Consider the following 25,656-nt stretch of genomic DNA (forward strand, 5'->3'; position numbering starts at 1 on the left):
AGCTGGCCGGCATGGTGTTAATTATGAATGATAAAAATGGGCGTCGTAAAATTTAACAATTTAAATCACTTTCTACTTGTCTGACTCAGACTCCACTTCATTTCTTGCCGACATACAGCGTATAATCCCCGGCCTTTGATTATTTTTTTACCATTTTTGGAAGCACTATGAGCGCAATATCCCTGATCCAGCCGGACAGAGACCTTTTCTCCTGGCCGCAGTACTGGGCTGCCTGTTTTGGCCCGGCACCATTTTTGCCGATGTCACGCGACGAAATGGACCAACTTGGCTGGGATAGCTGCGACATCATTCTGGTTACCGGCGATGCATACGTCGATCATCCCAGCTTTGGCATGGCAATTTGCGGCCGTATGCTGGAAGCGCAGGGCTTTCGTGTTGGGATTATCGCCCAGCCGGAGTGGAACAACAAAGACGATTTTATGCGTTTGGGTAAACCGAACCTGTTCTTTGGTGTAACCGCAGGCAACATGGATTCGATGATCAACCGTTATACCGCCGATCGCCGACTGCGCCATGACGATGCTTATACGCCAGACAACGTGGCGGGCAAACGCCCGGACCGCGCGACGCTGGTCTATACCCAGCGCTGTAAGGAAGCATGGAAAGATGTGCCGGTTATTCTCGGCGGTATTGAGGCCAGCCTGCGCCGTACCGCGCACTACGACTACTGGTCTGATACCGTTCGTCGCTCCGTGCTGGTGGATTCAAAAGCCGACATGCTGATGTTCGGTAACGGCGAACGTCCGCTGGTGGAAGTGGCGCATCGTCTGGCGATGGGTGAAACTATCGATCAGATCCGCGACGTGCGTAACACCGCGATTATGGTTAAAGAAGCGCTGCCGGGCTGGAGTGGGGTGGATTCCACGCGTCTCGACACGCCGGGCAAAATTGACCCGATCCCGCATCCGTACGGCGAGGATTTGCCGTGTGCCGACAACAAACCTGTCGCACCGAAAAAGCAGGAAGCGAAAGCGGTAACCGTACAGCCGCCGCGCCCGAAACCGTGGGAAAAAACCTACGTGCTGCTGCCGTCCTTCGAAAAAGTGAAGGGCGATAAAGTGCTGTATGCACATGCGTCGCGTATCCTGCACCACGAAACCAACCCAGGCTGTGCGCGTGCGCTGATGCAAAAGCATGGCGATCGCTACATCTGGATCAACCCGCCAGCCATTCCGCTCTCTACCGAAGAAATGGACAGCGTCTTTGCGCTGCCGTACAAGCGCGTGCCGCATCCGGCGTATGGCGACAGCCGCATTCCGGCCTACGAGATGATCCGTTTCTCGATCAACATTATGCGTGGCTGTTTTGGCGGCTGCTCGTTCTGTTCGATCACCGAGCACGAAGGCCGCATTATCCAGAGCCGCTCTGAAGACTCGATCATCAATGAAATCGAAGCTATTCGCGACACCGTTCCGGGCTTTACCGGCGTGATTTCCGATCTCGGCGGCCCAACGGCGAACATGTATATGCTGCGCTGTAAGTCACCGCGTGCGGAGCAAACCTGCCGTCGTTTGTCATGCGTCTACCCGGATATCTGTCCGCATATGGATACCAACCACGAGCCGACGATTAACCTCTATCGCCGTGCGCGTGATTTGAAAGGCATTAAAAAGATCCTTATCGCTTCAGGTGTGCGCTATGACATCGCGGTTGAAGATCCGCGCTATATCAAAGAGCTGGCGACCCACCACGTGGGCGGCTATCTGAAGATTGCGCCAGAGCATACTGAAGAAGGCCCGCTGTCGAAGATGATGAAGCCGGGGATGGGCAGCTACGATCGCTTTAAGGAATTGTTTGACACTTACTCTAAACAGGCCGGTAAAGAGCAGTACCTGATCCCGTACTTTATTTCTGCGCATCCTGGGACGCGTGACGAGGATATGGTGAATCTGGCGCTGTGGCTGAAGCAACGTCGTTTCCGTCTGGATCAGGTGCAGAACTTCTATCCATCACCATTGGCGAACTCCACAACCATGTATTACACCGGGAAAAACCCGCTGGGTAAAATTGGTTACAAGAGTGAAGACGTGGTGGTGCCGAAAGGTGATAAACAGCGTCGTCTGCATAAAGCGCTGCTGCGTTACCATGATCCAGCCAACTGGCCGTTAATCCGCCAGGCGCTGGAAGATATGGGTAAAAAGCATCTGATCGGTGGTCGTCGCGAATGTCTGGTTCCGGCGCCTACGCTGGAAGAGATGCGCGAAGCGCGTCGCCAGAACCGTCATACCCGTCCGGCGTTGACCAAGCACACGCCTGTGGCGCATCAGCGCCAGACGCCTGCCGCGAACAAAAAACGTGGGAAAGTAGCAGGGCGCTAATCTGTCTTGCCCGGGAGTGAAATGTTTACCGGGCCTGAAAGACCGTCGGCCGGATAAGGTGCCATCTGGCGGAAGTGTTCAGTAATTATGCCTCACGAATTCTGGCCGCTAATGCGGCCAGTTTTGCATCATCCGCCCGTTCATGATCGTGTGACGACAGATATCCTTCATACTGCTCGAAAAATTGGTTCTGCTGCGATTCAATCGGCTTCCAGTGGGGCAGATCGCATGGGACTCAATTAGCTGTGCACGTGGTCTACGTCGAAATTCAAATCAGTAAAGGCCCGACGAGAGGTCGGGCAGGAGAGAAGGGGTTAACCGCCGAACTGGTCCGGGTCTGGTCCCAGACGTTTGCCCTGATCGAGCTTTGCGATTTCGCCTAATTCATCTTTATCCAGGCGGAAGTCCCAGACGTTAAAGTTTTCTGCGATACGCGCAGGGGTGACTGATTTCGGAATAACCACCAGGCCGCTATCCAGATGCCAGCGGATGACAATCTGCGCCGGTGATTTGCCATATTTCTCTGCGAGATCGCGGATGATCTTTTGATCAAAGACGTCTTTGCCGCCCTGCGCCAGCGGGCTCCAGGATTCGGTCTGGATTTTATGCGTTGCGTTCCAGGCATGCAGTTGGCGCTGTTGCATAAGCGGATGAAGTTCTATCTGGTTAATCACCGGTGGTACGCCGGTTTCATCCATCAGTCGCTGGAGATGATTGATCTGAAAGTTACACACGCCGATGCTCTTAATCAGCCCTTCTTTTTGCAGATCGATCATGCTTTCCCACGCTTCAACGTAGTGGTCGATCGCCGGCACTGGCCAGTGCATCAGATAAAGATCGAGGTAATCGAGCTGGAGTTTCTCCATGCTTTCGAGCAAGGCTTCCCGAGGGCGTTTCTGGTCATCATTCCATAGCTTGGTGGTGATGAATAACTCTTCCCGCGGTACGCCCGCATCGCGTATTGCTTTGCCGACACCTTCTTCGTTTTTGTACGCCGCAGCGGTATCAATTGAGCGATACCCCACTTCCAGCGCTTTATGAATGGCAGTGATGACCTCTTCGTTACTTGCCTTCCAGACCCCCAGGCCCAGCTGCGGCATGACGTTACCATCCTGTAGTTTAATAATGGTTGGACCGGTCATAATTCCTCCCCTGAATTGAGTTTACCGAGGCAAGCCCCGGTAAGTTAGGTGTGACTTAAGTCTGGCCTATCCTCGTCATACTTCAAGCTGCATATGCGTTGGCTTTATTACTCGACCCATCCATGGGCCTCGTCCTTTCAAGGCCGCTGCAAGCAGCGTTCAAATCTGCTCCCGGCAGGTTTGTCGTTTCACCCCCAGTCACTGACTTATGTAAGCTCCTGGGGATTCTCTCCTTTGCCGCCTTTATGCAACTCGAAATATTTAGAATATAAATACCCAAAAATGAAAGGCGGAGGTGAAAAAACCTTAGCGGGCAGCTTCGTAAATCCGACGGCTGACCTCGAGCGTAATGTCCTGATGTTCGCCCAGTTTCGTACCGCCGTGCGCTTGCAGTTTTTCCAGTAGCGCTGGGATGGAGCTACCGTCCAGGCCGTAGTCAGACAGACGAGTCGGTACGCCCATTTGTTCGAAGAAAGCGCGGGTTGCGGCAATAGCGGCGTCGATGCGTTGGTCATCGGAACCTTCAGTGATATTCCAGATACGCTCTGCGTATTGCAGCAGTTTGGCACGTTTGGTATCGCGTTTTTCATTCCACAGCGCTGGCAGAACGATAGCCAATGTTTGAGCATGATCCAGACCGTGCATTGCGGTCAGTTCGTGGCCCAGCATATGCGTTGCCCAGTCTTGTGGTACGCCTGCGCCAATCAGACCGTTCAGCGCCTGGGTTGCCGCCCACATAACGTTCGCACGCACGTTGTAATTTTCCGGCTCCTGCAATGCTTTCGGGCCTTCTTCTACCAGCGTAAGCAGAATACCTTCAGCAAAGCGATCCTGAATTTTCCCGTCTACCGGATAAGTCACATACTGCTCAACGGTATGTACGAAGGCATCTACGACGCCGTTCGCAACCTGACGCGGCGGCAGGGTATAGGTGTAAACCGGATCCAGTACGGCGAATACCGGCTGCACAAATGGGGTCATAAAGGCCAGCTTATCGCCGGTGGTTTTACGCGAAATGACCGCGCCGGAGTTAGATTCAGAGCCGGTCGCTGGCAGGGTTAATACGGAGCCCATCGGGATAGCGCTTGTTACGTCGTTGCCGTGGGTTTCCAGAATGCGCCATGGATCGATGCCGTCAGCGTATTGTGCCGCAGCCGCGATGAATTTGGTGCCATCCAGCACCGAACCGCCGCCTACCGCCAGCAGGAACGTCACTTTCTCATCACGCACGATTTTTACCGCGTTCATCAGCGTTTCATAAGACGGGTTCGGCTCAATACCGCCAAACTCCAGCACGTCCAGGCCTTTCAGCGCATCCTGAACCTGTGCCAGGACACCGGTTTTTTTCACGCTACCGCCGCCATAGGTAACCAATACGCGAGCATCCTGAGGGATTTGATCGCGCAGCTCAGCAATCGCACCTTTACCAAACAGAATGCGGGTTGGGGTATGGAGATTAAAGTTGTTCATTGCTCGTTCCCTTATGTGGGTAAAAAAGAGGGCAGGAGAGTGTCTGCCGGATGATGAACATTGTGGTCGTCAGCCGCGCTGCTCTCAATGCTCATTTCTGCCGATGTCTTGCCCATTTCTACAGACTGCTGGAGAAAACGGATAAATCTGCGCATTATGTCAGGGTTGCAAACCGATGATGAAATGGTGCTCTATGAACCGTGATGAGATCTGCCTTCTGCTGACAGAAAAAATTAAGCAGCTGAAAAACAATGAAAATAAACTCAGCGAACTGCTGCCAGATGTCCGCCTGCTGCACGGCACTGAGCCGGCAGCGCGTACACCGGTAATGTATCAGCCAGGAATCATATTTCTCTTTTCGGGACATAAAATTGGTTATATCAATGAACGTGTATTTCGTTATGACGCCAACGAATACCTGTTGCTAACCGTACCGCTACCCTTTGAATGTGAAACGTATGCAACGCCGGAGGTTCCCCTGGCCGGTATCTACCTGAATGTCGATATTCTGCAATTGCAGGAGCTGTTGATGGACATTGGGGAAGATGAGCTGTTCCAGCCCGCCATGGCGGCCAGCGGGATCAACTCCGCGACGCTTTCTGACGAAATACTGTGCGCCGCTGAGCGCCTGCTGGATGTGATGGAGCGACCGCTGGATGCGCGTATTCTGGGGAAACAGATTATTCGCGAGATCCTCTACCATGTGCTGACCGGGCCGCGCGGCGGCGCATTACTGGCGCTGGTCAGTCGCCAGACGCATTTCAGTTTGATAAGCCGGGTGCTGAAGCGCATTGAAACCAAATACACCGAAAATCTCAATGTCGAACAGCTGGCGGCAGAAGCGAACATGAGCGTGTCGGCGTTTCATCATAATTTTAAAGCGGTGACCAGCACGTCGCCGCTGCAATATCTGAAGAGCTATCGTCTGCATAAAGCACGGATGATGATGATCCACGATGGGATGAAGGCCAGTGCGGCTGCCATGCGCGTCGGCTATGAGAGCGCATCGCAATTCAGTCGGGAATTCAAACGTTTCTTTGGCGTAACGCCGGGGGAGGATGCGGCCAGAATTCGAATGATGCAGGGGAGTTAAACTTGCTCAGCGCTGGCCTGATAAGCGAAACGTCATCAGGCGAAAATGCCGGGGGAACCCCGGCCTACGGTTAATACTCAGGCGCTACAGTATTTTTTTTTAATCACGACAAACAGGGTTCCCAACAGACCCGCGGTTAACAGGGCAATCGGCAGGATCATTAAAAAGGTCATCACCTGATCTTCATGGCGTTTGACGAACGGGATCATGCTCAGCGCATAGCCAAAGCCGGTGACGACGGTGACCCACAGCAGACCGCTCAGCCAGTTAAAAAACTGGAACCGACGGTTTGGCAGGCCCGAAATTCCCGCCATTGTTGGCAGCAAGGTACGAACGAATGCCAGGAAACGCCCAGCCAGCAGTGCCATCAGCCCGTGTTGGTCAAACATGCAGGTAGCGCGCTGATGATATTTATCAGGTAATTGCGCCAGCCAGCCTTTTACCGTCCGCGTGTTGCCCAGCCAGCGTCCCTGAATGTAGCTCAGCCAGCAGCCCAGACTGGCTGCGGCAGTCAGAATAGCTATGGTAGGTATAAAACTCATCACGTCCTGAGCGATCAGCGCCCCTGCCAGCAATAACAGGCTGTCTCCGGGTAAAAAGGAGGCAGGCAGCAGGCCATTTTCTAAAAACAGTGTGGCGAACATTACGAAGTACACCACGCTCACAACGTGCGGATCCGCCAACGCGGCAAAATCGTGTTGCCAAAGCGCGGAGACAATATCTTGAATGACTACCATGGACTTTCCTGTGGAACAGCGTTTATGTGTGGATTGTACTCCTGAATTGTCCGGGATGCCTTGATCCCGGACGCAACAATTGCAGACTTTTCCACCAGAAGTGTCTGCATATATGTCCATCTATGGCAATTTTACTCGATTCGGGCAAATCCTGCGGCCAAATCGGCAATCAGATCGTCAACATTCTCTAAACCGATATGCAAACGGATGAGCGTTCCACTGAAGTCCACCTCGCCTTGCGGACGGATTGCCGCAATGTGTTCCGGCTGATTAGCGAGAATCAGCGACTCAAAACCGCCCCAGGAGTAGGCCATGCTGAACAGGCTGAAGTGGTCGAGATACGCGGCCAGCTCTTCATGATTTAGTTTCTTATTCAATACAAATGAGAACAGTCCGCTGCTGCCGGTGAAATCACGCTTCCAGAATTCGTGGCCTTTACTGCCGGGTAGCGCGGGGTGGTTCACGCGGGCGACCTGCGGATGGCTGGCCAGCCACTCGGCGACCTTTAAGCTGCTTTCATGATGTTGGCGCAGGCGAACGCTTAGCGTACGCAGTCCGCGGCTGGTCATATAGGCGGTATCGGCGTCCAGCATTTGCCCCATCAGATAGGCATTTTCGCGCAGTTGATCCCAGCAACGGGCATTAGCTACCGCAGTGCCGACCATGGCGTCGGAATGGCCAATCAGATATTTGGTACCAGCCTGAATAGAAATGTCGATGCCAAAATCCAGTGCTTTGAACAGCACCCCGGCAGCCCAAGTGTTATCAATTATGATGATCGCATCCGGCGCGACGCTTCTGACGGCGGCAACAATAGCAGGAACATCATGTACTTCCATGGTGACAGAGCCGGGAGATTCCAGAAATACGACTTTAGTGTTCGGCTGTATGTGCTTCACTATATCGGCACCAACCAGCGGATCGAACCATCCGGTGGACACGCCGAGTTTGCCGAGAATTTTGGTGCAGAAATCCTGGCTGGGTTCATAGGCGGTGTTGGTCATCAGCACATGATCCCCTTGTTCCACAAAGGCGAGGATGGTGTTGGCAACGGCCGCCGCGCCGCAGGGGAATAACGCACAACCCGCGCCGCCTTCCAGTTCACACATTGCCTCCTGCAGGGAAAAATGCGTCAGGGTTCCGCGACGTCCATAGAAAAGCGCACCGTTAGCACGGTTGTGCGTAGCCTGCTTTTTGGCCTCTACGGTGTCAAACACTAGCGAAGAAGCGCGCTGGATCACGCTATTTACCGCGCCCAGCGTGTACTTTTTACTGCGTCCTGCGTGAACGAGTTTGGTTTCAAGTTGCTTATCTGCCATGTCGTCTTACCTGTTTTTATACGTCTGGATGTCTAAACTACCATGAATCAAAGATGACGCATCCTGCAGAACGGTCATACAGTAGAAAATAATCTCAAAATGCTTCTGGTGACTTTTTTACTGCGTAAGCGCAAGGAAAAGAAACCAAAGGTGCGGCAATATGTAAATAGTAATGAGAACGACTATCAATTCGACGTCGTTTTGATATCATTACGCTCAGATTTTGTGATTTGCGTCCTGGAGATACAGAGTGGGTAATAATTTGATGCAGACGGATCTTTCCGTCTGGGGTATGTATCAGCACGCCGATATCGTGGTTAAGTGCGTGATGATTGGGCTGATTTTGGCATCAGTGGTCACCTGGGCTATCTTCTTTAGTAAGAGCCTTGAGTTCTTTACTCAGAAACGCCGCCTTAAGCGTGAACAGCAACTGCTGGCGGACGCCCGCTCTTTAGACCAGGCAAATGAGATTGCTGCAGGATTTGATGGCAAAAGCCTGGGCGCACAGTTGATTTACGAAGCGCAGAACGAACTGGAATTGTCAGAAGGCAGCGACGACAACGAAGGTATTAAAGAGCGTACCGGCTTTCGTCTGGAGCGTCGTGTGGCGGCGGTAGGTCGTCATATGGGACGTGGTAACGGCTACCTGGCCACCATCGGGGCTATCTCTCCATTTGTGGGTCTGTTCGGTACCGTATGGGGCATCATGAATAGCTTCATCGGGATTGCACAAACCCAAACGACCAACCTGGCCGTTGTTGCGCCGGGTATCGCAGAAGCACTGTTAGCGACGGCGATCGGTCTGGTCGCGGCAATTCCTGCGGTCGTTATCTACAACATTTTCGCACGTCAGATTGGCAGCTATAAAGCGATGCTGGGCGATGTCGCGGCACAGGTGCTGTTGCTGCAAAGTCGCGATCTGGACCTGAACGCTAGCGCTTCTGCCCATCCGGTACGTGCAGCGCAGAAATTACGTGTAGGATAATGTTCCATGGCAATGAGCTTTAATGAAAACCTGGACGATAACGGTGAAATGCATGAAATCAACGTGACGCCGTTTATCGATGTTATGTTGGTTTTATTGATCATCTTTATGGTGGCCGCACCGTTGGCAACGGTGGATGTGAAGGTGAATCTCCCGGCTTCCACCAGCACGCCGCAGCCGCGTCCGGAAAAACCGGTTTACCTGTCTGTTAAAGCCGATAAGAGTATGTTTATTGGCAACAATCAGGTGACGGATGACACCATGATTAGCGAATTAAATACGCTGACCGATGGGAAGAAAGACACCACGATTTTCTTCCGTGCGGATAAAACCGTCGATTATGAAACCATGATGAAAGTTATGGATACGCTGCATCAGGCGGGTTTCCTGAAGATTGGTCTGGTCGGTGAAGAGACCGTGAAAGCGAAGTAATCCTGATTGCCGGGTAATGGTTGTTGCCTTACCCGGCCTTCCTCTCCTGATTCAGCTCTCCCCACACGCCCTTATCTGTCCTCATCCAGTGCTACTGCCGTTATCCTGGTGGGTTCGTAGTTCCCTTCAGACAGTTTACGCGTCAGGCGTAAGGTGGCTGTTTCTCGCTTGAGTATATGCTGGTATGTGCTCTCCAGCCGGGCCATGATTTTGTCCCGTAGTTCTGGTTGCTGCTCCATAATGGCTTCAATCGCGGCACCATAGATCTCTTCTTTAGCCTGTAGCGCATAAATTTCGCGACGATTTTGCCATTTCATCCGCACCAGCGCGGCGGGAATAGAAACCATCTCCTGGGCAACGCTTTCCAACGTCGCATTTTTATTGGCAATCAATACGGCCAAATTTTGCTTTAAGACAAACTCATCGCTTTTATGGTCATCTAAAGCCAAATAAACATTATTATCCTCAACATCTTTCATTTTATTTCTCTTCCAGAGAATAAAAAATAGGATCGCTGGTCTCACGCGTAATTAAATTAAGCCAAATTTTATTGCCCTGTTCATTTACGCTGGCTGTTTTTGTCGATAAAATTTTACTTAATTCTTGAGCGTTAATGTCGCCTTCCGCTTGTAGTGAATTGAGCAGGCGAGTGAAGGACTCAATTTTCGCGGCACGAAACAGGCGCTCTTTTAAATGGCGATCGCACTCTTCAAATAACATATTGCGCGCCTGGCCGTTAGCTGTAGAGCTAATCAAAATATCGGGTTCGTAATCGCTTAATGTTCTCTTTCCCTGAGTCAAATTTTCACTATTATCTGTGGGACTGGTATTAGTAGATGAGCTGGATAAGTGAAAACGCGAGGGAACAAGATGCTCGGGAAGCATGTTGAAATATCCTTTGATGCCAATGATATGTTGTTCTAAATAAACCAGGCTGCGTTGACAATAGCATGGCGTAATTTTAAAATCAAAAAAAATGGAGCCAGTATATGAACAGTATATTTTATTCTGTTATTACCCTGCTAATGCTTACCTGCGCGGTACTTTTGTTGATGCGCAGTGCAAATAAAAACCGATATGCAGAAAATGGGCACTCTGAAAACCAGCCGGAAATGCTGAGTAAAGAAGAGGGGGAAGATCATTTTTCGGTACTGATGAATTCGATTACCCCAGTATGGTATTGGCGCGTTAATCACGAATATATCGATTTTATCCACTCAACGATCAAGCGGATGACAATGGTGGAGCTAAATGAGACGCCAGGGCTATTTGATGCACAGCGGCGTTGTAGCGATCTCAACTCTGCGGTGTATAAATATTACGACAATATAAAAAAGCGCTGTCTGAGCGGTGAGAAAGTCCCGCATGCCGATCTGGATGTGCTTAACTTACGCCAGTGCTTCAGGGAGTTCAGTCTGGAGGCTTATCCTGCGCTTGTCGCGCTGGTGTGGCCGGAATTTCAACGTCCAGAGATCAAAGCGGAAGAGGTGTGAAGGGATTGGCTGGCCCTGTTACGTGCCGGGGAGGCTAACGCCGCTTCCCGGCACAGAGTTACAAACGGCTATTTGTCAGATGAGGCCTGCCACAGGTTCAGCTTACCATCCGCGACATGCTTATCGATCTGCGCCAGTTCTTCGGCGCTGAACGTCAGGTTAGCCAATGACTGAACGTTCTCCTCCAGTTGCTCCGGTCGGCTGGCGCCAATTAATACCGACGTCACCCGGTTGTCTTTCAGCAGCCAGCTTAAGGCCATTTGCGCCATCGACTGTCCGCGCTGTTGCGCCATCTCATTGAGCAAACGCAGGCTGTTAAGGTTTTCTTCCGTCAGCATATTTTCCGTCAGCCCACGAACTTTTTTCCCTTCACGCTGCATGCGTGAACCTTCCGGAATGCCGTTGAGGTATTTCCCCGTCAGCAGCCCCTGGGCCAGCGGCGTAAATGCGATGCAGCCCATGCCATTGGATTCCAGCGTATCCAGCAGACCGCTGCTGTCTACCCAACGGTTAAGCAGGTTGTAAGAAGGCTGGTGGATCAGCAGCGGAATTTTCCATTCCCGCATCAGCTCGGCCATTTTCTGCGTACGCTCCGGGGAATAGGATGAGATGCCGACATACAGCGCTTTACCGCTTTGCACCGCATGGGCCAGCGCTGAGGCGGTCTCTTCCATTGGCGTATTTTCGTCAACACGGTGCGAGTAGAAGATATCGACATAGTCGAGGCCCATACGTTTAAGGCTCTGGTCGAGGCTGGCGAGCAGGTATTTGCGCGAACCGCCAGAACCGTATGGCCCTGGCCACATGTCATAGCCTGCCTTGGTGGAGATGATCAGTTCATCACGATAGTGTGCAAAATCCTCGCGCAATAATCGGCCAAAATTCTCTTCTGCGCTGCCCGGAGGCGGCCCGTAGTTATTGGCTAAATCAAAATGCGTGATGCCTAAATCAAATGCTTTACGCAGCAGAGCGCGCTGTGAATCCAGCGCCTGAACGTGCCCAAAACTGTGCCACAAACCCAGTGATAGCGCGGGTAAACGTAAACCGCTGCGCCCGCAGTAGCGATAGAGCATCTGCTCGTAACGTTCAGGATTGGCAAACCAGTCCATGAGATCTCCTTAGTGCAGGTGAATTTCGAAACAACGTTTCTATTCTAGCGGGTTCATGGTGAATATCCCGTTCACCAGGTCACACTGGAATGAAAAACTGGGCAAAAACAGACCACTGTGCTTTGCTTAAAAAAACATCGATCCGGAGTGCTGCCATGTCGCGTCTAACTGCCAAAGACTTTCCGCAAGAATTGCTCGACTACTATGACTATTACGCTCATGGCAAAATAACGAAACGCGAGTTTCTCAATCTTGCTGCGAAATATGCAGTCGGTGGTATGACGGCGCTGGCATTATTCAATGTGTTGAAACCCAATTATGCCCTCGCAACGCAGGTGGAGTTCACCGATCCTGATATCCTGGCGGAATACATGACTTATCCTTCACCTGAAGGGCATGGTGATGTGCGTGGGTATCTGGTTAAACCTGCGAAAGCGACGGGGAAAGTTCCGGCGGTAGTGGTGGTGCATGAGAATCGTGGGCTGAATCCGTATATTGAGGATGTGGCACGGCGGGTGGCGAAGGCGGGCTATATTGCACTCGCGCCTGATGGATTAAGTTCAGTAGGGGGCTATCCTGGCAATGATGATAAAGGTCGGGAGTTGCAGCAGCAGGTTGACCCGGTAAAGCTGATGAACGACTTTTTTGCCGCCATTGAATTTATGCAGCGTTATTCAGGCGCGACGGGAAAGGTGGGTATCACCGGATTTTGCTACGGTGGCGGCGTATCGAATGCCGCAGCCGTTGCTTTTCCTGAACTGGCCTGCGCAGTGCCTTTTTATGGGCGTCAGGTTCCTGCATCAGATGTCCCTAAAATAAAAGCGCCTTTATTACTGCACTATGCGCAATTAGATACCCGAATTAATGAGGGATGGCCTGCCTATGAAGCGGCGCTCAAAGCCAATAAGAAAGTCTATGAGGCATATATCTATCCCGGCGTTAATCATGGTTTTCATAATGACTCGACTCCGCGTTATGATAATGCTGCCGCTGATTTGGCCTGGGAGCGTACTCTTGCATGGTTTAACAAATATTTACGATAGAAAACAAGGGATTATTTAATGCTTCAGGTTAATTATCTGAATAATAATGCTAGCTAATTTCATTAGCATTCATGTTGATATAGTGTAAATAATATTGGATGTACTTAAGAAAGTAAAAAAATAAAGAATGCATTATATCTTCTCTGTTGCCTGCCGATAACAAGGATAAGTATCGCCTGATGGCGAATTCCTCATCAACGGCAAGGAAATTATTATGCGTTTGCTGAAAAACTTCACTATTCGTATTGTCATGTTGGCAATACTGGGACTTTTTTGCCTGCTCTGGTCGGGCGTGGGTTTATTCAGTCTTCATTCTTTATCAAAAATATCTGAAGGCAATGATATTGACCGTCATCTTGTCCATCAGATGACGGTACTCAGTCAGGGGAACGATCAGTATTTTCGCTTCGTAACGCGCTTAAGTCGCGCCATGGATGTCAAAATGAGCGGCGGAACGCCTGATTTTGCACCAGCGCAGCAGTCCCTGGAGAATATGAGCAAAAAACTCCAGGAGATGAAAACGTTGTCTCCGGGGCCTATGGATCCGGATGTTGCCGCGGCGGTACTGACGAAGTGGCAGGCGCTGCTGGATAACGGGGTGATTCCGCAAATGCAACTGGCGCAGCAGGGCACGCTTACGGCCTTTGCGGAGCATGCCAGCACCGTTACGCCAGCGCTGAGCCGTGAATTTGGCGCCAGTGCCGAACGTTTTAACGCCACGGCAGGTGAGCGGCTTGATTCCACGCGCGTCATGGTCGATGGCAAAACGTCTATCATCCGGACGCTAATTATTACCGCCGTGATCCTCGGTATTGCTCTCCTGTTCTTCACAGATCGTTACCTCGTCGCCATGATGGTGAAACCCCTGGGACGTATCCGCCAGCAGTTCCAGCAGATTGCTCAGGGCGATCTCAGCCATCCAATCGAAGATTTTGGCCGTAACTGCGTGGGCCAACTGGTGCCGTTATTGTGCGCGATGCAGGACAGCCTGCGCGAAGCCGTCAGTACAATTCGCTCAGGTAGTGACAACATCTGGCGAGGGGCTACGGAAATTTCCACCGGCAATAACGATCTCTCATCGCGTACTGAGGAGCAGGCTGCGGCGCTGGAAGAGACCGCTGCCAGCATGGAGCAACTGACCGCAACGGTAAAACTGAACGCCGAAAACGCGCGTGAAGCCAGCCAGCTTGCCGATACGGCGACAGAGACGGCAGGTAAAGGGAGCAGCCTGGTTTCAGAAGTGGTTGAGACGATGGACGGCATTGCCGCCAGCTCTAAACAGATCGCGGAAATTACGTCTGTTATTAATAGCATTGCCTTCCAGACCAATATTCTGGCGCTGAACGCGGCAGTTGAAGCTGCCAGAGCAGGTGAGCAGGGGCGTGGTTTTGCCGTTGTTGCCGGTGAGGTGCGTAACCTCGCCAGCCGTAGCGCCGGGGCGGCGAAAGAGATTGAGACGCTGATTGGCGAATCGTCGCGTCGCGTCGATCAGGGCGCTCGACTGGTTAAAGAGACGGGATTAACCATGGAGGCGATTCTGCGCGGAGCCACCGAAGTGACCGTTATCATGAAGCAAATTGCTTCTGCCTCAGAAGAACAGAATAAGGGCATCTCGCAGGTGAGCGTGGCGATCACGCAGATGGACAGCGTAACGCAACAGAACGCCGCGCTGGTAGAGCAAGTTTCCGCCGCGGCTGTGGCGCTTGAACGGCAAACGGAAGAGCTGCAACGCTCGGTACAACAGTTCCGCCTTTCAGCAAACGATGTGCAGTACGCCGCCGCCAGCACCGCTTCCCCTTCAGCAGACAGCAAAACGTCTGCGGCCGCTAAAAAGGATGAATGGGTGTCCTTCTAAGCGGGCATAAAAAAGTACGTGATACCTCTGGTCTTTGCTTAAAAAATCGCTATATAATTTATTATATAGCGATTGGAGGTTATGCATGGACAACCATTTTGGAAAAGGCTTGATGGCCGGATTAAACGCGTCAAGTGCGGATAGCGCACGCACGGCGGCCAATTTTTGTGCTGATTATAAACGCGGTTTTGTGCTGGGGTTTTCTCATCGAATGTTTGAAAAAACGGGCGATCGACAGCTCAGCGCGTGGGAAGCGGGGATCCTCACGCGTCGCTATGGGCTGGATAAAGAGATGGTTATGGATTTCTTTAAAGAGAACCAGTCCAGTACAACAATTCGTTTTTTCATGGCTGGCTATCGTCTCGAAGCTTGATCCGAAAGGGGTATTATCTTGCTTTAATTAATTACACTATTGACCTACACCTTCGTTTTGTTGCTCCGCCGAAGTATTATAATGCACATAACCATATAAAAAGTGTGGTAAATGGCGCGCCGATCGCAATATGCAACATGCGAAAGGTGCAAAATAAAAGCCAGGTCTTCGCAACGGAATAACTATAAAATGACTGGAGATAACTCTCTCATCAATTCGAACGGCATCAATCGCCGTGATTTCATGAAGCTTTGTGCAGCACTGGCCGCTACCATGGGGCTCAGTAGCAAAGCCGCCGCAGAAATGGCCGAATCAGTTTCTCGTCCTCAGCGTCCACCGGTTATCTGGATTGGTGCGCAGGAGTGTACGGGTTGTACTGAATCGCTACTTCGCGCGACACACCCTACAGTGGAAAACCTCGTTCTGGAGACAATCTCTCTGGAATACCATGAGGTACTCTCTGCCGCCTTCGGCCACCAGGTCGAAGAGAATAAACATAACGCTCTGGAGAAGTACAAAGGGCAATATGTTTTGGTTGTAGATGGTTCTATCCCACTGATAGACAATGGTATTTACTGCATGGTTGCCGGTGAGCCGATCGTAGATCACATCCGCCGGGCCGCAGAAGGCGCTGCCGCTATCATTGCCATCGGCTCTTGTGCCGCGTGGGGTGGTGTTGCTGCTGCTGGCGTTAACCCAACGGGGGCCGTCGGCTTGCAGGAAGTTCTGCCAGGCAAAACCATCATCAACATCCCCGGCTGTCCTCCGAACCCGCACAACTTCCTTGCAACGGTCGCGCATATCATCACTTACGGTAAGCCGCCGAAGCTGGATACCAAAAACCGTCCGACATTTGCCTATGGTCGTTTGATTCACGAACACTGCGAACGTCGCCCGCACTTCGATGCAGGTCGTTTTGCTAAAGAGTTTGGCGATGAAGGTCACCGTGAAGGCTGGTGCCTCTACCATCTGGGCTGTAAAGGACCAGAAACCTACGGCAACTGCTCAACGCTGCAATTCTGCGATGTTGGCGGCGTGTGGCCGGTGGCTATCGGTCACCCTTGCTACGGCTGTAACGAAGAAGGTGTCGGTTTCCATAAAGGTATTCACCAGCTTGCTCATGTGGAAAACCAAACACCGCGTTCCGAGAAACCTGACGTCAATATGAAAGAAGGCGGCAATATTTCTGCCGGGGCGATTGGGCTGCTTGGTGGCGTAGTAGGACTGGTTGCCGGTGTCAGCGTGATGGCGGTTCGTGAACTGGGGCGTCAGCAGAAGAAAGATAACGCTGACTCACGGGGAGAATAACCGTGAACAGACGTAACTTTATTAAAGCAGCCTCCAGCGGGGCATTGCTGTTGGGCGCTGCGCCGTCCATCAGCCATGCGGCTGCAGAAAACCGTCCGCCGATCCCTGGTTCTCTTGGGATGCTCTATGACTCGACGCTGTGCGTAGGCTGCCAGGCCTGTGTCACCAAGTGTCAGGATATCAACTTCCCGGCGCGTAACCCGGAAGGCGAGCAGACCTGGTCGAACAACGACAAACTGTCACCGTATACCAATAACATCATCCAGGTGTGGCGTAGCGGAACAGGCGTCAACAAAGACCAGGAAGAAAACGGCTACGCATACATTAAGAAGCAGTGCATGCACTGTGTCGATCCGAACTGCGTCTCCGTTTGCCCGGTCTCCGCGCTGAAGAAAGATCCGAAAACTGGCATCGTCCACTATGACAAAGATGTCTGCACGGGCTGTCGTTACTGCATGGTCGCCTGCCCGTACAATGTGCCTAAGTATGACTACAACAACCCGTTTGGTGCGCTTCACAAATGTGAACTGTGTAACCAGAAAGGTGTTGAGCGTCTGGACAAAGGCGGTTTACCGGGTTGTGTTGAAGTGTGCCCTGCTGGTGCGGTGATTTTTGGTACGCGTGAAGAGCTGATGGCTGAGGCGAAAAAACGTCTCGCGCTGAAGCCTGGCAGCGAATACCACTATCCGCGTCAGACGGTGAAAGCAGGCGATACCTATCTGCATACGGTACCGAAGTATTACCCCCATCTGTACGGCGAGAAAGAGGGTGGTGGTACACAGGTTATGGTACTGACGGGCGTTCCTTACGAGGATTTGGATCTGCCGAAACTGGATGATCTTTCAACCGGTGCGCGTTCCGAACATGTTCAACATTCCTTGTACAAGGGCATGATATTACCCCTGGCTGCGCTGGCGGGCTTAACCGTGCTGGTTCGTCGTAACACGAAAAACGACCATCACGATGGAGGAGACGATCATGAGTCATGATCCTAAACCGCTGGGCGGAAAAATAATCAGCAAACCGGTCATTATTTTTGGGCCGCTTATCGTCCTGTGTATGCTCCTGATCGTGAAACGTCTGGTCTTCGGATTGGGCTCAGTCTCCGATCTGAACGGCGGTTTCCCATGGGGTGTATGGATCGCGTTTGACCTGCTGATTGGTACCGGCTTCGCGTGCGGTGGCTGGGCTCTGGCGTGGGCGGTGTATGTTTTCAACAGAGGACAATACCATCCACTGGTACGTCCGGCGCTGCTGGCGAGCCTGTTTGGCTACTCGCTGGGTGGTCTGTCGATCACCATTGACGTCGGTCGTTACTGGAACCTGCCGTATTTCTACATTCCGGGCCACTTCAACGTGAACTCGGTACTGTTCGAAACGGCGGTCTGTATGACCATCTATATCGGCATCATGGCGCTGGAATTTGCTCCGGCTCTGTTTGAACGTCTGGGGTGGAAAGTCTCTCTCAAACGTTTGAATAAAGTGATGTTCTTTATCATTGCCCTTGGCGCGCTGCTGCCAACTATGCACCAGTCTTCAATGGGTTCATTGATGATTTCTGCGGGCTATAAGGTGCATCCGCTATGGCAAGCTTATGAAATGTTGCCGCTTTTCTCCGTATTAACCGCTTTTATTATGGGCTTCTCGATCGTCATCTTCGAAGGCTCGTTGGTACAAGCCGGGCTGAAAGGTAATGGTCCGGACGAGAAAAGTTTGTTCATCAAGCTGACGAATACCATCAGCGTACTGTTGGCGATTTTCGTGGTTCTGCGCTTTGGCGAACTGATTTATCGCGACAAGCTGTCCTATGCGTTCTCAGGCGATCTTTACTCCCTGATGTTCTGGATTGAAGTCGTGCTGATGGTCTTCCCGCTGGTGGTGCTGCGCGTCACTAAGTTGCGTAACGACTCGCGCATGCTGTATCTGTCTGCGCTGAGCGCATTGCTGGGTTGTGCGACATGGCGTCTGTCCTATTCGCTGGTGGCGTTCAATCCTGGTGGTGGCTACCACTACTTCCCGACCTGGGAAGAACTGTTGATTTCTATTGGTTTTGTGGCTATTGAGATTTGTGCATACATCGTACTCATTCGTCTACTGCCGATACTTCCTCCTTTAAAACAAAACGATCAAAATCGTCATGAGGCGAGCAAAGCATGAGCCAGAGAATTACTATTGATCCGGTAACCCGTATTGAGGGTCATTTACGCATCGACTGCGAAATCGAAAATGGCGTGGTATCTAAAGCATGGGCTTCCGGTACCATGTGGCGCGGCATGGAAGAGATCGTGAAAAACCGCGATCCACGCGATGCCTGGATGATTGTGCAGCGTATCTGTGGCGTTTGTACTACCACTCACGCTATCTCTTCCGTTCGTGCAGCAGAAAGCGCGCTGAATATTGATGTTCCGGTGAACGCACAGTATATCCGTAACATCATTCTGGCCGCGCACACCACGCATGACCACATTGTTCACTTCTATCAGCTCTCTGCGCTGGACTGGGTGGATATCACCTCTGCACTGAAAGCAGATCCAGCGAAAGCGTCTGCCATGCTGAACGGCGTGTCCTCCTGGCACCTGAACAGCGCAGAAGAGTTCACTAAGGTTCAGAACAAGATCAAAGACCTTGTTGCCAGCGGTCAGTTAGGCATTTTTGCCAACGGTTGCTGGGGTCACCCGGCAATGCAGCTGCCGCCAGAAGTGAACCTGATTGCGGTCGCTCACTACCTGCAGGCGCTGGAATGCCAGCGTGATGCTAACCGTGTTGTGGCGCTGTTGGGCGGTAAAACGCCGCACATTCAGAACCTGGCGGTAGGCGGGGTTGCTAACCCAATTAACCTCGACGGCCTTGGCGTGCTGAACCTTGAGCGCCTGATGTATATCAAGTCCTTTATCGATAAGCTGAGCGACTTCGTTGAGCAGGTTTACAAGGTTGATACCGCAGTTATTGCTGCGTTCTACCCTGAGTGGCTGGAACGTGGTCAAGGTGCGGTTAACTATCTGAGCGCACCGGAATTCCCGACTGACGGTAAAAACGGCAGCTTCCTGTTCCCGGGTGGTTACATCACCAATGAAGATCTGTCGACCTATCGTCCGATCACCTCTCACTCCGATGAGTACCTGATCAAAGGGATTCAGGAGAGTGCGAAACACGCGTGGTACAAAGACGAAGCGCCGCAGGCTCCGTGGGAAGGCACAACGGTTCCTGATTACACCGGTTGGTCAGATGACGGCAAGTATTCCTGGGTTAAAGCACCGACCTTCTACGGTAAAACGGTTGAAGTGGGTCCGTTGGCCAACATGCTGTGTAAACTGGCGGCCAAACGCGAGTCTACCCATGCCAAGCTGAATGAAATCATCGCGATTTACACCAAGCTGACCGGTAAAACTATCGAAGTGTCACAGCTGCACTCTACGTTGGGCCGTATTATTGGCCGTACCGTTCACTGCTGTGAACTGCAGAATGTTCTGCAGGATCAGTACAACGCGCTGATTGTGAACATCGGCAAAGGCGACCACACCACCTTCGTGAAACCGGATATCCCGGCAACGGGTGAATTTAAAGGTGTCGGTTTCCTCGAAGCGCCGCGCGGTATGTTGTCTCATTGGATGGTGATCAAAGATGGCATTATCAGCAACTACCAGGCGGTAGTACCGTCAACCTGGAACTCTGGCCCACGTAACTTTAATGATGAAGTGGGACCGTATGAGCGCTCGCTGGTAGGTACGCCGATTGCCGATCCAAACAAACCGCTGGAAGTGGTTCGTACCATTCACTCCTTCGACCCTTGTATGTCATGTGCGGTGCATGTGGTGGACGTTGATGGGAACGAAGTGGTCTCAGTTAAGGTTCTGTAATGCGGATATTAGTCTTAGGGGTCGGCAATATTTTGCTGACCGACGAAGCCATCGGGGTACGTATCGTTGAAGCATTAGAACAACGGTACGTCCTGCCAGACTTTGTTGATGTTCTGGACGGTGGTACGGCTGGGATGGAGCTTCTCGGTGATATGGCGAACAGAGATCATCTGATCATTGCTGACGCCATTGTGTCGAAGAAAAACACGCCAGGAACGATGATGGTCCTGCGGGATGAAGAGATCCCGGCGCTGTTTACCAACAAAATCTCACCGCACCAGCTTGGTCTGGCCGACGTATTGTCGGCCCTGCGTTTCACCGGCGAGTTTCCGAAAAAGCTGACGTTAGTCGGTGTTATTCCGGAATCGCTGGAGCCGCATATCGGACTAACGCCAACGGTTGAAGCGATGATTGAACCTGCGCTTGAGCAGGTTCTTGCCGCGCTTCGCGAATCAGGTGTTGAGGCGATCCCGCGGGAGGCGGCTCATGTCTGAGGAGTTTGTCGGTTTTCAGACGGCCCCGAAGATGCAAATTCAGGCAGCGTTTGAAGAGGTTGCCCGGCGTTCAATGCACGATCTCTCTTTCCTGCATCCGAACATGCCGGTATATGTCTCTGAATTTACGCTGTTTGAAGGACAGTGGACGGGGTGTGTTATCACGCCCTGGATGCTCAGCGCACTGATTTTCCCCGGACCGGACCAGATCTGGCCGGTGCGTAAAGTCAGCGAAAAAATCGGACTGCGTCTGCCGTATGGCGAGATGACCTTTACCGTTGGTGAACTGGAGGGTGTATCGCAATACCTTTCCTGCTCACTGATGTCGCCGCTTTCGCACAGTATGTCGGCGCAAGAAGGCATGCGTCTGACTGACGATTGCGCGCGAATGCTGTTATCGCTGCCGGTTAGCGATCCGAATGCGCCGCAGCTTAATCGCCGCGCGTTGCTGCTGGGTCGTCGGAACTGCGAAAATGCATGAGCTGTCCCTTTGTCAGAGCGCGGTTGAGATTGTTCAACAGCAGGCAGAGCAGCACGGTGTCAAACGTGTAACCGGTGTTTGGCTGGAAATCGGGGCGCTCTCCTGCGTTGAAGAGAGCGCCGTTCGTTTCAGTTTCGACATCGTCTGTCAGGGGACGCTGGCTCAGGGTTGTGAGCTGCATATTGATTACAAGCCAGCCCAGGCATGGTGCTGGGATTGCAGTCAGGTTGTGGAAATCACCCAGCATGATGCGCAGTGTCCACAATGTCAGGGCGATCGTCTGCGGGTTGATGCTGGCGATTCACTGAAAGTGAAAAGTATTGAAGTCGAATAACCCATAGGTTGCTATGGGGCGGAGTCAGATATGTGTATTGGAGTCCCTGGTCAGGTTCTGGCCGTTGGTGAAGATATTCACCAGCTTGCGCAGGTTGAAGTGTGCGGCATCAAACGTGATGTCAATATTGCCCTGATTTGTGAAGGTGATACAGCTGAGCTGGTCGGGCAATGGGTGCTGGTGCACGTAGGGTTCGCCATGAGCATCATTGATGAAGATGAAGCTAAAGCCACGTTAGACGCACTTCGCCGCATGGAGTACGACGTCACCAGCGCGTGACAAATCCTGAATGAAATTGCCGGATAGCGGTTGCCATCCGGCAATTTATTTTAGTTCTGGCGCTTATCTTCGGTATGGGTATCGAAGTCGCTGGCGTCATGGCGTTCATGAAGCTGCTCGTTCAGCGGTCCGTTAGTGCGGTTTACAATACGACCACGCTTAACCGCCGGACGCGCTGCAATCTCTTTTGCCCAGCGTTGTACGTGCGCGTAGCTTCCTGCGTCAAGGAACTCTGCTGCGTCGTAGACGTTGCCCAGAACCACATTGCCAAACCATGGCCAGACCGCCATATCGGCAATGGTGTATTCATCTCCGGCCACAAACTGATGTTGCGCCAATTGTTTATCCAGCACGTCGAGTAAGCGCTTGGCTTCCATGGTGAAGCGATTGATAGCGTACTCAATTTTTACCGGAGCATAGTTATAGAAGTGGCCAAAGCCTCCGCCGAGGAACGGCGCTGCGCCTTGTAACCAGAACAACCAGTTCAGCGTTTCGGTGCGTTTTGCCAAATCCTGCGGCAGGAAATAACAATATTTTTCAGCTAGATAGAGCAGGATTGCGCCAGATTCGAATACGCGAACCGGTGGGTTTTGCGAGTGATCGCGTAGCGCCGGGATCTTCGAGTTCGGATTCACCTCAACAAAGCCGCTGGAAAACTGATCGCCATCGCCAATGCGGATAATCCAGGCATCGTATTCCGCGCCTTTCACCCCCTGCGCCAGCAACTCCTCCAGCATAATCGTCACTTTCTGCCCGTTTGGCGTACCCAGCGAATAGAGCTGCAGCGGATGTTTGCCAACCGGCAGCGTTTTCTCGTGGGTGGCTCCGGAAACCGGGCGGTTGATATTGGCGAATGCGCCCCCGTTCGATTTTTCCCACGTCCAGACTTTCGCGGGCTGATAGGTATTGTCTGACATATTGACCTGCCTTCTGAGTGGTTGTGTTGATGCAGTGTAGCAGTTAGGTAGAACTCAATTTAACAGATTGGGACTTTATGTCGCTTTGTGCTGAAAGGGGAAGATAAATCTAACCCGTTCATTGTACCCGCTCCGTACTCCATGAAGAGGAAATCAATGTTGGACGGAAATTGCTACCGTATTCACCATTAAAAATTGGCGGTGAATAAGCAGTAATAATGAAAAATGGTGTTCCAGGAGTAAGCGGTTATCAGGGCCCGGCGGGTGGGTGGGGCGCGGTAAAAGCCGTCACTGCTTCGGTGTTTTCGCAAAAGGCTGTCGCCCGCGACATTATCGCGATGTTCAAAATGAACCAGGTGAAAGGGTTCGACTGTCCGGGCTGTGCGTGGCCGGACCCAGGGCACCGTGCGCCAATGGAGCTGTGCGAAAATGGCGTTAAGGCGGTCTCCTGGGAGACAACCAGTAAAAAAGCGTCACCGGAATTTTTCAGCCGTCACCCGGTTTCCACACTCTGGCACTACAGCGATTATGAGCTGGAAAATATCGGTCGTTTGACGCATCCGATGAAATACGATGCAGCATCAGATACCTGGCAGGCGGTGGATTGGGATATCGCCTTCCAGGAGATAGGCGAGCGTCTGCGCAGCTATGATTCACCCCAGCAGGTTGAGTTTTACACCTCCGGCAGAACGTCAAATGAAGCGGCGTTCCTGTATCAGCTTTTTGCCCGCGAATATGGCAGCAGCAACTTTCCTGATTGCTCAAACATGTGCCACGGACCGACCAGCGCAGGGCTTACGCCGGCCATTGGCCTTGGAAAAGGGACCGTTGAACTTGACGATTTTGACCATTGCGATCTGGTGATTTGTATCGGGCATAACCCTGGCACAAATCATCCACGTATGCTGACCACCTTACGCGACGTTGCCAAACGCGGGGCTAAAATTATCTCTATCAATCCGCTGAACGAAAGGGGGCTTGAGCGCTTTAGTTTCCCGCAAAGCCCGAAAGAGATGTTCACCGGTCAGTCGACGCAGCTAAGCAACGACTACTACCAGGTAAAAATGGGCGGTGACGCCTCGCTGCTCAAAGGCATCATGAAGGCGCTGATCGAAATGGATGAAGCGCGGATCTTACTGGATCAGCAACCGACGCTCGATCATGCGTTTATCGATGAGCATACCGCTGGATATGCAGCGCTGTATGAGGACTTACGTCAGCATAACTGGGCGGAGCTGGAACAGGACTCGGGCCTGACGCGCAGTCAGATGGAAGACCTGGCGCACAGCTACAGTAAATCTCGTGCCACTATTATTTGTTATGGTCTGGGCATCACCCAGCATAAAAACGGTACTGAGAACGTCCAGCAACTGGTAAACCTGCTGCTGCTGAAAGGCAATATGGGTAAGCCTGGGGCGGGGATCTGTCCGTTGCGCGGTCATTCTAACGTGCAGGGCGACCGTTCCGTGGGGATCAACGAAGCGGCATCCGAAGACTTCCTGCAACGCCTTGAGACGCATTTTTCTATCCGTGTGCCGCGTACACATGGCCGCTCCAGCGTGGAGAGTATTCGGGCCATCGAACGGGGAGAGGCAAAAGCGCTCATTTGCATGGGTGGCAATCTGGCGGTGGCGATGCCGCAGCCGCAGCGTACCTTTGCGGCGATGAAAAATTTGGATCTGCAGGTCCATGTTGCGACCAAGCTGAACAGATCGCATTTGCTGCTGGCAAAGCATAATTACCTGCTGCCTGCATTAGGTCGAACGGAGCGCGACATTCAGGCGACGGGGAGCCAGTCGGTGACCGTCGAAGACTCGATGTCGATGGTCCATGCTTCCTGCGGCGCGCTGAAGCCAGCTTCCCGCTGGTTAAAATCGGAACCCGCGATTGTGGCGGGCATGGCACACGCCACTCTGCCGCTTTCGCCGATCAACTGGGAAGCGTTAACCGGGGACTACGCGCTGATCCGTGACGCCATTGAAGCCGTGATCCCGGCGTTCCACGATTACAATGCCCGTATTGCCGAGCCGGGCGGATTTCGTATGGATACGCCCGCTTCGCGCCGTGAATGGCGAACGGCGAATGGTAAAGCCAACTTTATCGTCAGCCATCAGCGGGCGGTAGAGCGAGAAAATCAGCCTGCCGATGCACTGGTTCTGGCGACGCTGCGCAGCCACGATCAATACAACACCACTATTTATGGTATGAACGATCGCTACCGTGGCATTACCGGTCGTCGGGATGTGGTGTTTTTAAGCGCTGAAGAAGCGGCGACTCGCGGTCTGAACCAGGGAGATGTGGTCAACGTTCAGGCGCTGGACGACAGCGGCCAGCCCTGTGCGGATCGCATTATGTGCGGCTTGACGGTGGTGATTTACAACATGGCGGTGGGCTCAATAGGCGCTTATCTGCCAGAAGCGAATGTCCTGCTTTCGCTGGATGCGGTGGACACACAAAGTTTGACTCCGGCGTATAAAAGCGTACCGGTCACCGTGACAAAAGCGTAGTTCCTGCTGCGAATTTTTCGCCTCTGAGCGCCAGCCGCTGCGTTGAGGTGTATGATGATGTCGACCTCTGTCCGGTTAGTGTCGCAGAG

At 52.3% G+C, this 25,656-nt stretch carries 25 protein-coding genes and 1 pseudogene; 17 read left to right on the top strand and 9 right to left on the bottom strand.

The features are described from left to right. Positions 1-167 precede the first annotated feature (167 nt). Positions 168-2,339 carry a YgiQ family radical SAM protein gene (locus HV350_RS03875; protein WP_003024532.1) on the top strand — a complete coding sequence of 724 codons (2,172 nt, stop codon included), beginning with the start codon at positions 168-170 and terminating at the stop codon, positions 2,337-2,339. Between the two features lie 85 nt (positions 2,340-2,424). Here HV350_RS03875 and HV350_RS03880 read toward each other — a convergent pair. The 3 genes and pseudogenes from HV350_RS03880 to yqhD form a co-directional block, all read right to left on the bottom strand. After that, positions 2,425-2,605: pseudogene (locus HV350_RS03880) on the bottom strand (hypothetical protein); the annotation flags it as partial. A gap of 48 nt (positions 2,606-2,653) precedes the next feature. After that, entirely contained in the window at positions 2,654-3,481 is an 828-nt protein-coding gene (dkgA, locus tag HV350_RS03885; protein ID WP_016154506.1) for a 2,5-didehydrogluconate reductase DkgA, read from the bottom strand. 306 nt (positions 3,482-3,787) lie between these two features. Beyond that, on the bottom strand, positions 3,788-4,951 hold the full coding sequence (gene yqhD, locus HV350_RS03890) for an alcohol dehydrogenase (protein ID WP_003838168.1): 1,164 nt from the start codon (positions 4,949-4,951) through the stop codon (positions 3,788-3,790). A gap of 193 nt (positions 4,952-5,144) precedes the next feature. Between yqhD and HV350_RS03895 the strand changes: the two genes are divergently transcribed. Continuing rightward, positions 5,145-6,044 (top strand): AraC family transcriptional regulator, encoded by a 900-nt coding sequence (locus HV350_RS03895; protein ID WP_139081516.1) that lies wholly within the window; start codon positions 5,145-5,147, stop codon positions 6,042-6,044. 77 nt (positions 6,045-6,121) lie between these two features. On the opposite strand, the gene yghB is transcribed toward HV350_RS03895, so the two are convergent. Continuing rightward, positions 6,122-6,781, bottom strand: coding sequence for a DedA family general envelope maintenance protein YghB (gene yghB / locus HV350_RS03900; RefSeq protein ID WP_016154504.1), 660 nt, complete (start codon positions 6,779-6,781; stop codon positions 6,122-6,124). A 131-nt stretch (positions 6,782-6,912) separates the two neighbouring features. Next, the gene (gene metC / locus HV350_RS03905) at positions 6,913-8,100 is read right to left on the bottom strand and encodes a cystathionine beta-lyase (protein WP_016157474.1); all 1,188 of its coding nucleotides are present in this window, start codon (positions 8,098-8,100) and stop codon (positions 6,913-6,915) included. Between the two features lie 250 nt (positions 8,101-8,350). Here metC and exbB point away from each other — a divergent pair, with 250 nt between their 5' ends. Together exbB and exbD are read left to right on the top strand one after the other, a co-directional pair. After that, positions 8,351-9,085: a tol-pal system-associated acyl-CoA thioesterase gene (gene exbB, locus HV350_RS03910; protein ID WP_016154502.1), complete on the top strand. Its 735-nt coding sequence runs from the start codon at positions 8,351-8,353 to the stop codon at positions 9,083-9,085. Between the two features lie 6 nt (positions 9,086-9,091). Next, a complete protein-coding gene (exbD, locus tag HV350_RS03915) occupies positions 9,092-9,517 on the top strand; it encodes a TonB system transport protein ExbD (RefSeq protein ID WP_016154501.1) in 426 nt (141 codons plus the stop codon). Positions 9,518-9,588: 71 nt separating this feature from the next. Here the strand turns inward: exbD and HV350_RS03920 are convergent, their stop codons facing one another. Together HV350_RS03920 and HV350_RS03925 are read right to left on the bottom strand one after the other, a co-directional pair. After that, positions 9,589-9,996, bottom strand: a complete 408-nt coding sequence (locus HV350_RS03920; protein ID WP_016154500.1) for a hypothetical protein — start codon at positions 9,994-9,996, stop codon at positions 9,589-9,591. A 1-nt stretch (position 9,997) separates the two neighbouring features. After that, the gene (locus HV350_RS03925) at positions 9,998-10,402 is read right to left on the bottom strand and encodes a hypothetical protein (RefSeq protein WP_046276175.1); all 405 of its coding nucleotides are present in this window, start codon (positions 10,400-10,402) and stop codon (positions 9,998-10,000) included. A gap of 104 nt (positions 10,403-10,506) precedes the next feature. On the opposite strand from HV350_RS03925, the gene HV350_RS03930 reads away from it, so the two are divergent. Continuing rightward, positions 10,507-11,010, top strand: coding sequence for an RNA helicase (locus HV350_RS03930; RefSeq protein WP_181629814.1), 504 nt, complete (start codon positions 10,507-10,509; stop codon positions 11,008-11,010). A gap of 68 nt (positions 11,011-11,078) precedes the next feature. Here HV350_RS03930 and HV350_RS03935 read toward each other — a convergent pair whose 3' ends face one another. Continuing rightward, positions 11,079-12,119 carry an aldo/keto reductase gene (locus tag HV350_RS03935; RefSeq protein ID WP_053388758.1) on the bottom strand — a complete coding sequence of 347 codons (1,041 nt, stop codon included), beginning with the start codon at positions 12,117-12,119 and terminating at the stop codon, positions 11,079-11,081. A gap of 155 nt (positions 12,120-12,274) precedes the next feature. On the opposite strand from HV350_RS03935, the gene yghX reads away from it, so the two are divergent. The 11 genes from yghX (at position 12,275) to hybG (ending at position 22,143) form a co-directional block, all read left to right on the top strand. Beyond that, complete coding sequence (gene yghX, locus HV350_RS03940) at positions 12,275-13,162, top strand: YghX family hydrolase (RefSeq protein WP_049268743.1); 888 nt, start codon at positions 12,275-12,277, stop codon at positions 13,160-13,162. 214 nt (positions 13,163-13,376) lie between these two features. Further along, complete coding sequence (locus HV350_RS03945) at positions 13,377-15,017, top strand: methyl-accepting chemotaxis protein (RefSeq protein ID WP_049268744.1); 1,641 nt, start codon at positions 13,377-13,379, stop codon at positions 15,015-15,017. A gap of 85 nt (positions 15,018-15,102) precedes the next feature. Continuing rightward, positions 15,103-15,390 carry a DUF2623 family protein gene (locus HV350_RS03950; protein WP_016154494.1) on the top strand — a complete coding sequence of 96 codons (288 nt, stop codon included), beginning with the start codon at positions 15,103-15,105 and terminating at the stop codon, positions 15,388-15,390. 189 nt (positions 15,391-15,579) lie between these two features. Then, positions 15,580-16,698: a hydrogenase 2 small subunit gene (gene hybO, locus HV350_RS03955; RefSeq protein ID WP_181629816.1), complete on the top strand. Its 1,119-nt coding sequence runs from the start codon at positions 15,580-15,582 to the stop codon at positions 16,696-16,698. 2 nt (positions 16,699-16,700) lie between these two features. Beyond that, positions 16,701-17,687, top strand: a complete 987-nt coding sequence (gene hybA / locus HV350_RS03960) for a hydrogenase 2 operon protein HybA (RefSeq protein WP_003828357.1) — start codon at positions 16,701-16,703, stop codon at positions 17,685-17,687. After that, positions 17,677-18,855, top strand: a complete 1,179-nt coding sequence (gene hybB / locus HV350_RS03965) for a Ni/Fe-hydrogenase cytochrome b subunit (RefSeq protein WP_016154492.1) — start codon at positions 17,677-17,679, stop codon at positions 18,853-18,855. Before hybA ends, hybB begins: the two co-directional genes overlap by 11 nt. Next, the gene (gene hybC / locus HV350_RS03970) at positions 18,852-20,555 is read left to right on the top strand and encodes a hydrogenase 2 large subunit (protein WP_003024476.1); all 1,704 of its coding nucleotides are present in this window, start codon (positions 18,852-18,854) and stop codon (positions 20,553-20,555) included. Before hybB ends, hybC begins: the two co-directional genes overlap by 4 nt. Continuing rightward, entirely contained in the window at positions 20,555-21,049 is a 495-nt protein-coding gene (locus HV350_RS03975) for a HyaD/HybD family hydrogenase maturation endopeptidase (protein ID WP_016157468.1), read from the top strand. Before hybC ends, HV350_RS03975 begins: the two co-directional genes overlap by 1 nt. Beyond that, complete coding sequence (gene hybE / locus HV350_RS03980; protein ID WP_016154490.1) at positions 21,042-21,530, top strand: hydrogenase-2 assembly chaperone; 489 nt, start codon at positions 21,042-21,044, stop codon at positions 21,528-21,530. Before HV350_RS03975 ends, hybE begins: the two co-directional genes overlap by 8 nt. After that, on the top strand, positions 21,523-21,864 hold the full coding sequence (hypA, locus tag HV350_RS03985; RefSeq protein WP_016157467.1) for a hydrogenase maturation nickel metallochaperone HypA: 342 nt from the start codon (positions 21,523-21,525) through the stop codon (positions 21,862-21,864). Before hybE ends, hypA begins: the two co-directional genes overlap by 8 nt. Positions 21,865-21,894: 30 nt before the next feature. Beyond that, positions 21,895-22,143: a hydrogenase maturation factor HybG gene (hybG, locus tag HV350_RS03990; protein ID WP_003024459.1), complete on the top strand. Its 249-nt coding sequence runs from the start codon at positions 21,895-21,897 to the stop codon at positions 22,141-22,143. Between the two features lie 50 nt (positions 22,144-22,193). Here the strand turns inward: hybG and yghU are convergent, their stop codons facing one another. Next, the gene (gene yghU / locus HV350_RS03995; protein ID WP_181629818.1) at positions 22,194-23,060 is read right to left on the bottom strand and encodes a glutathione-dependent disulfide-bond oxidoreductase; all 867 of its coding nucleotides are present in this window, start codon (positions 23,058-23,060) and stop codon (positions 22,194-22,196) included. A gap of 218 nt (positions 23,061-23,278) precedes the next feature. Between yghU and HV350_RS04000 the strand changes: the two genes are divergently transcribed. Continuing rightward, positions 23,279-25,567, top strand: coding sequence for an FdhF/YdeP family oxidoreductase (locus HV350_RS04000; RefSeq protein WP_181629820.1), 2,289 nt, complete (start codon positions 23,279-23,281; stop codon positions 25,565-25,567). The last annotated feature ends 89 nt before the right edge of the window (positions 25,568-25,656 follow it).

This window comes from Citrobacter sp. RHBSTW-01013, from assembly GCF_013781985.1.
GTDB classification, from domain to species: domain Bacteria; phylum Pseudomonadota; class Gammaproteobacteria; order Enterobacterales; family Enterobacteriaceae; genus Citrobacter; species Citrobacter braakii.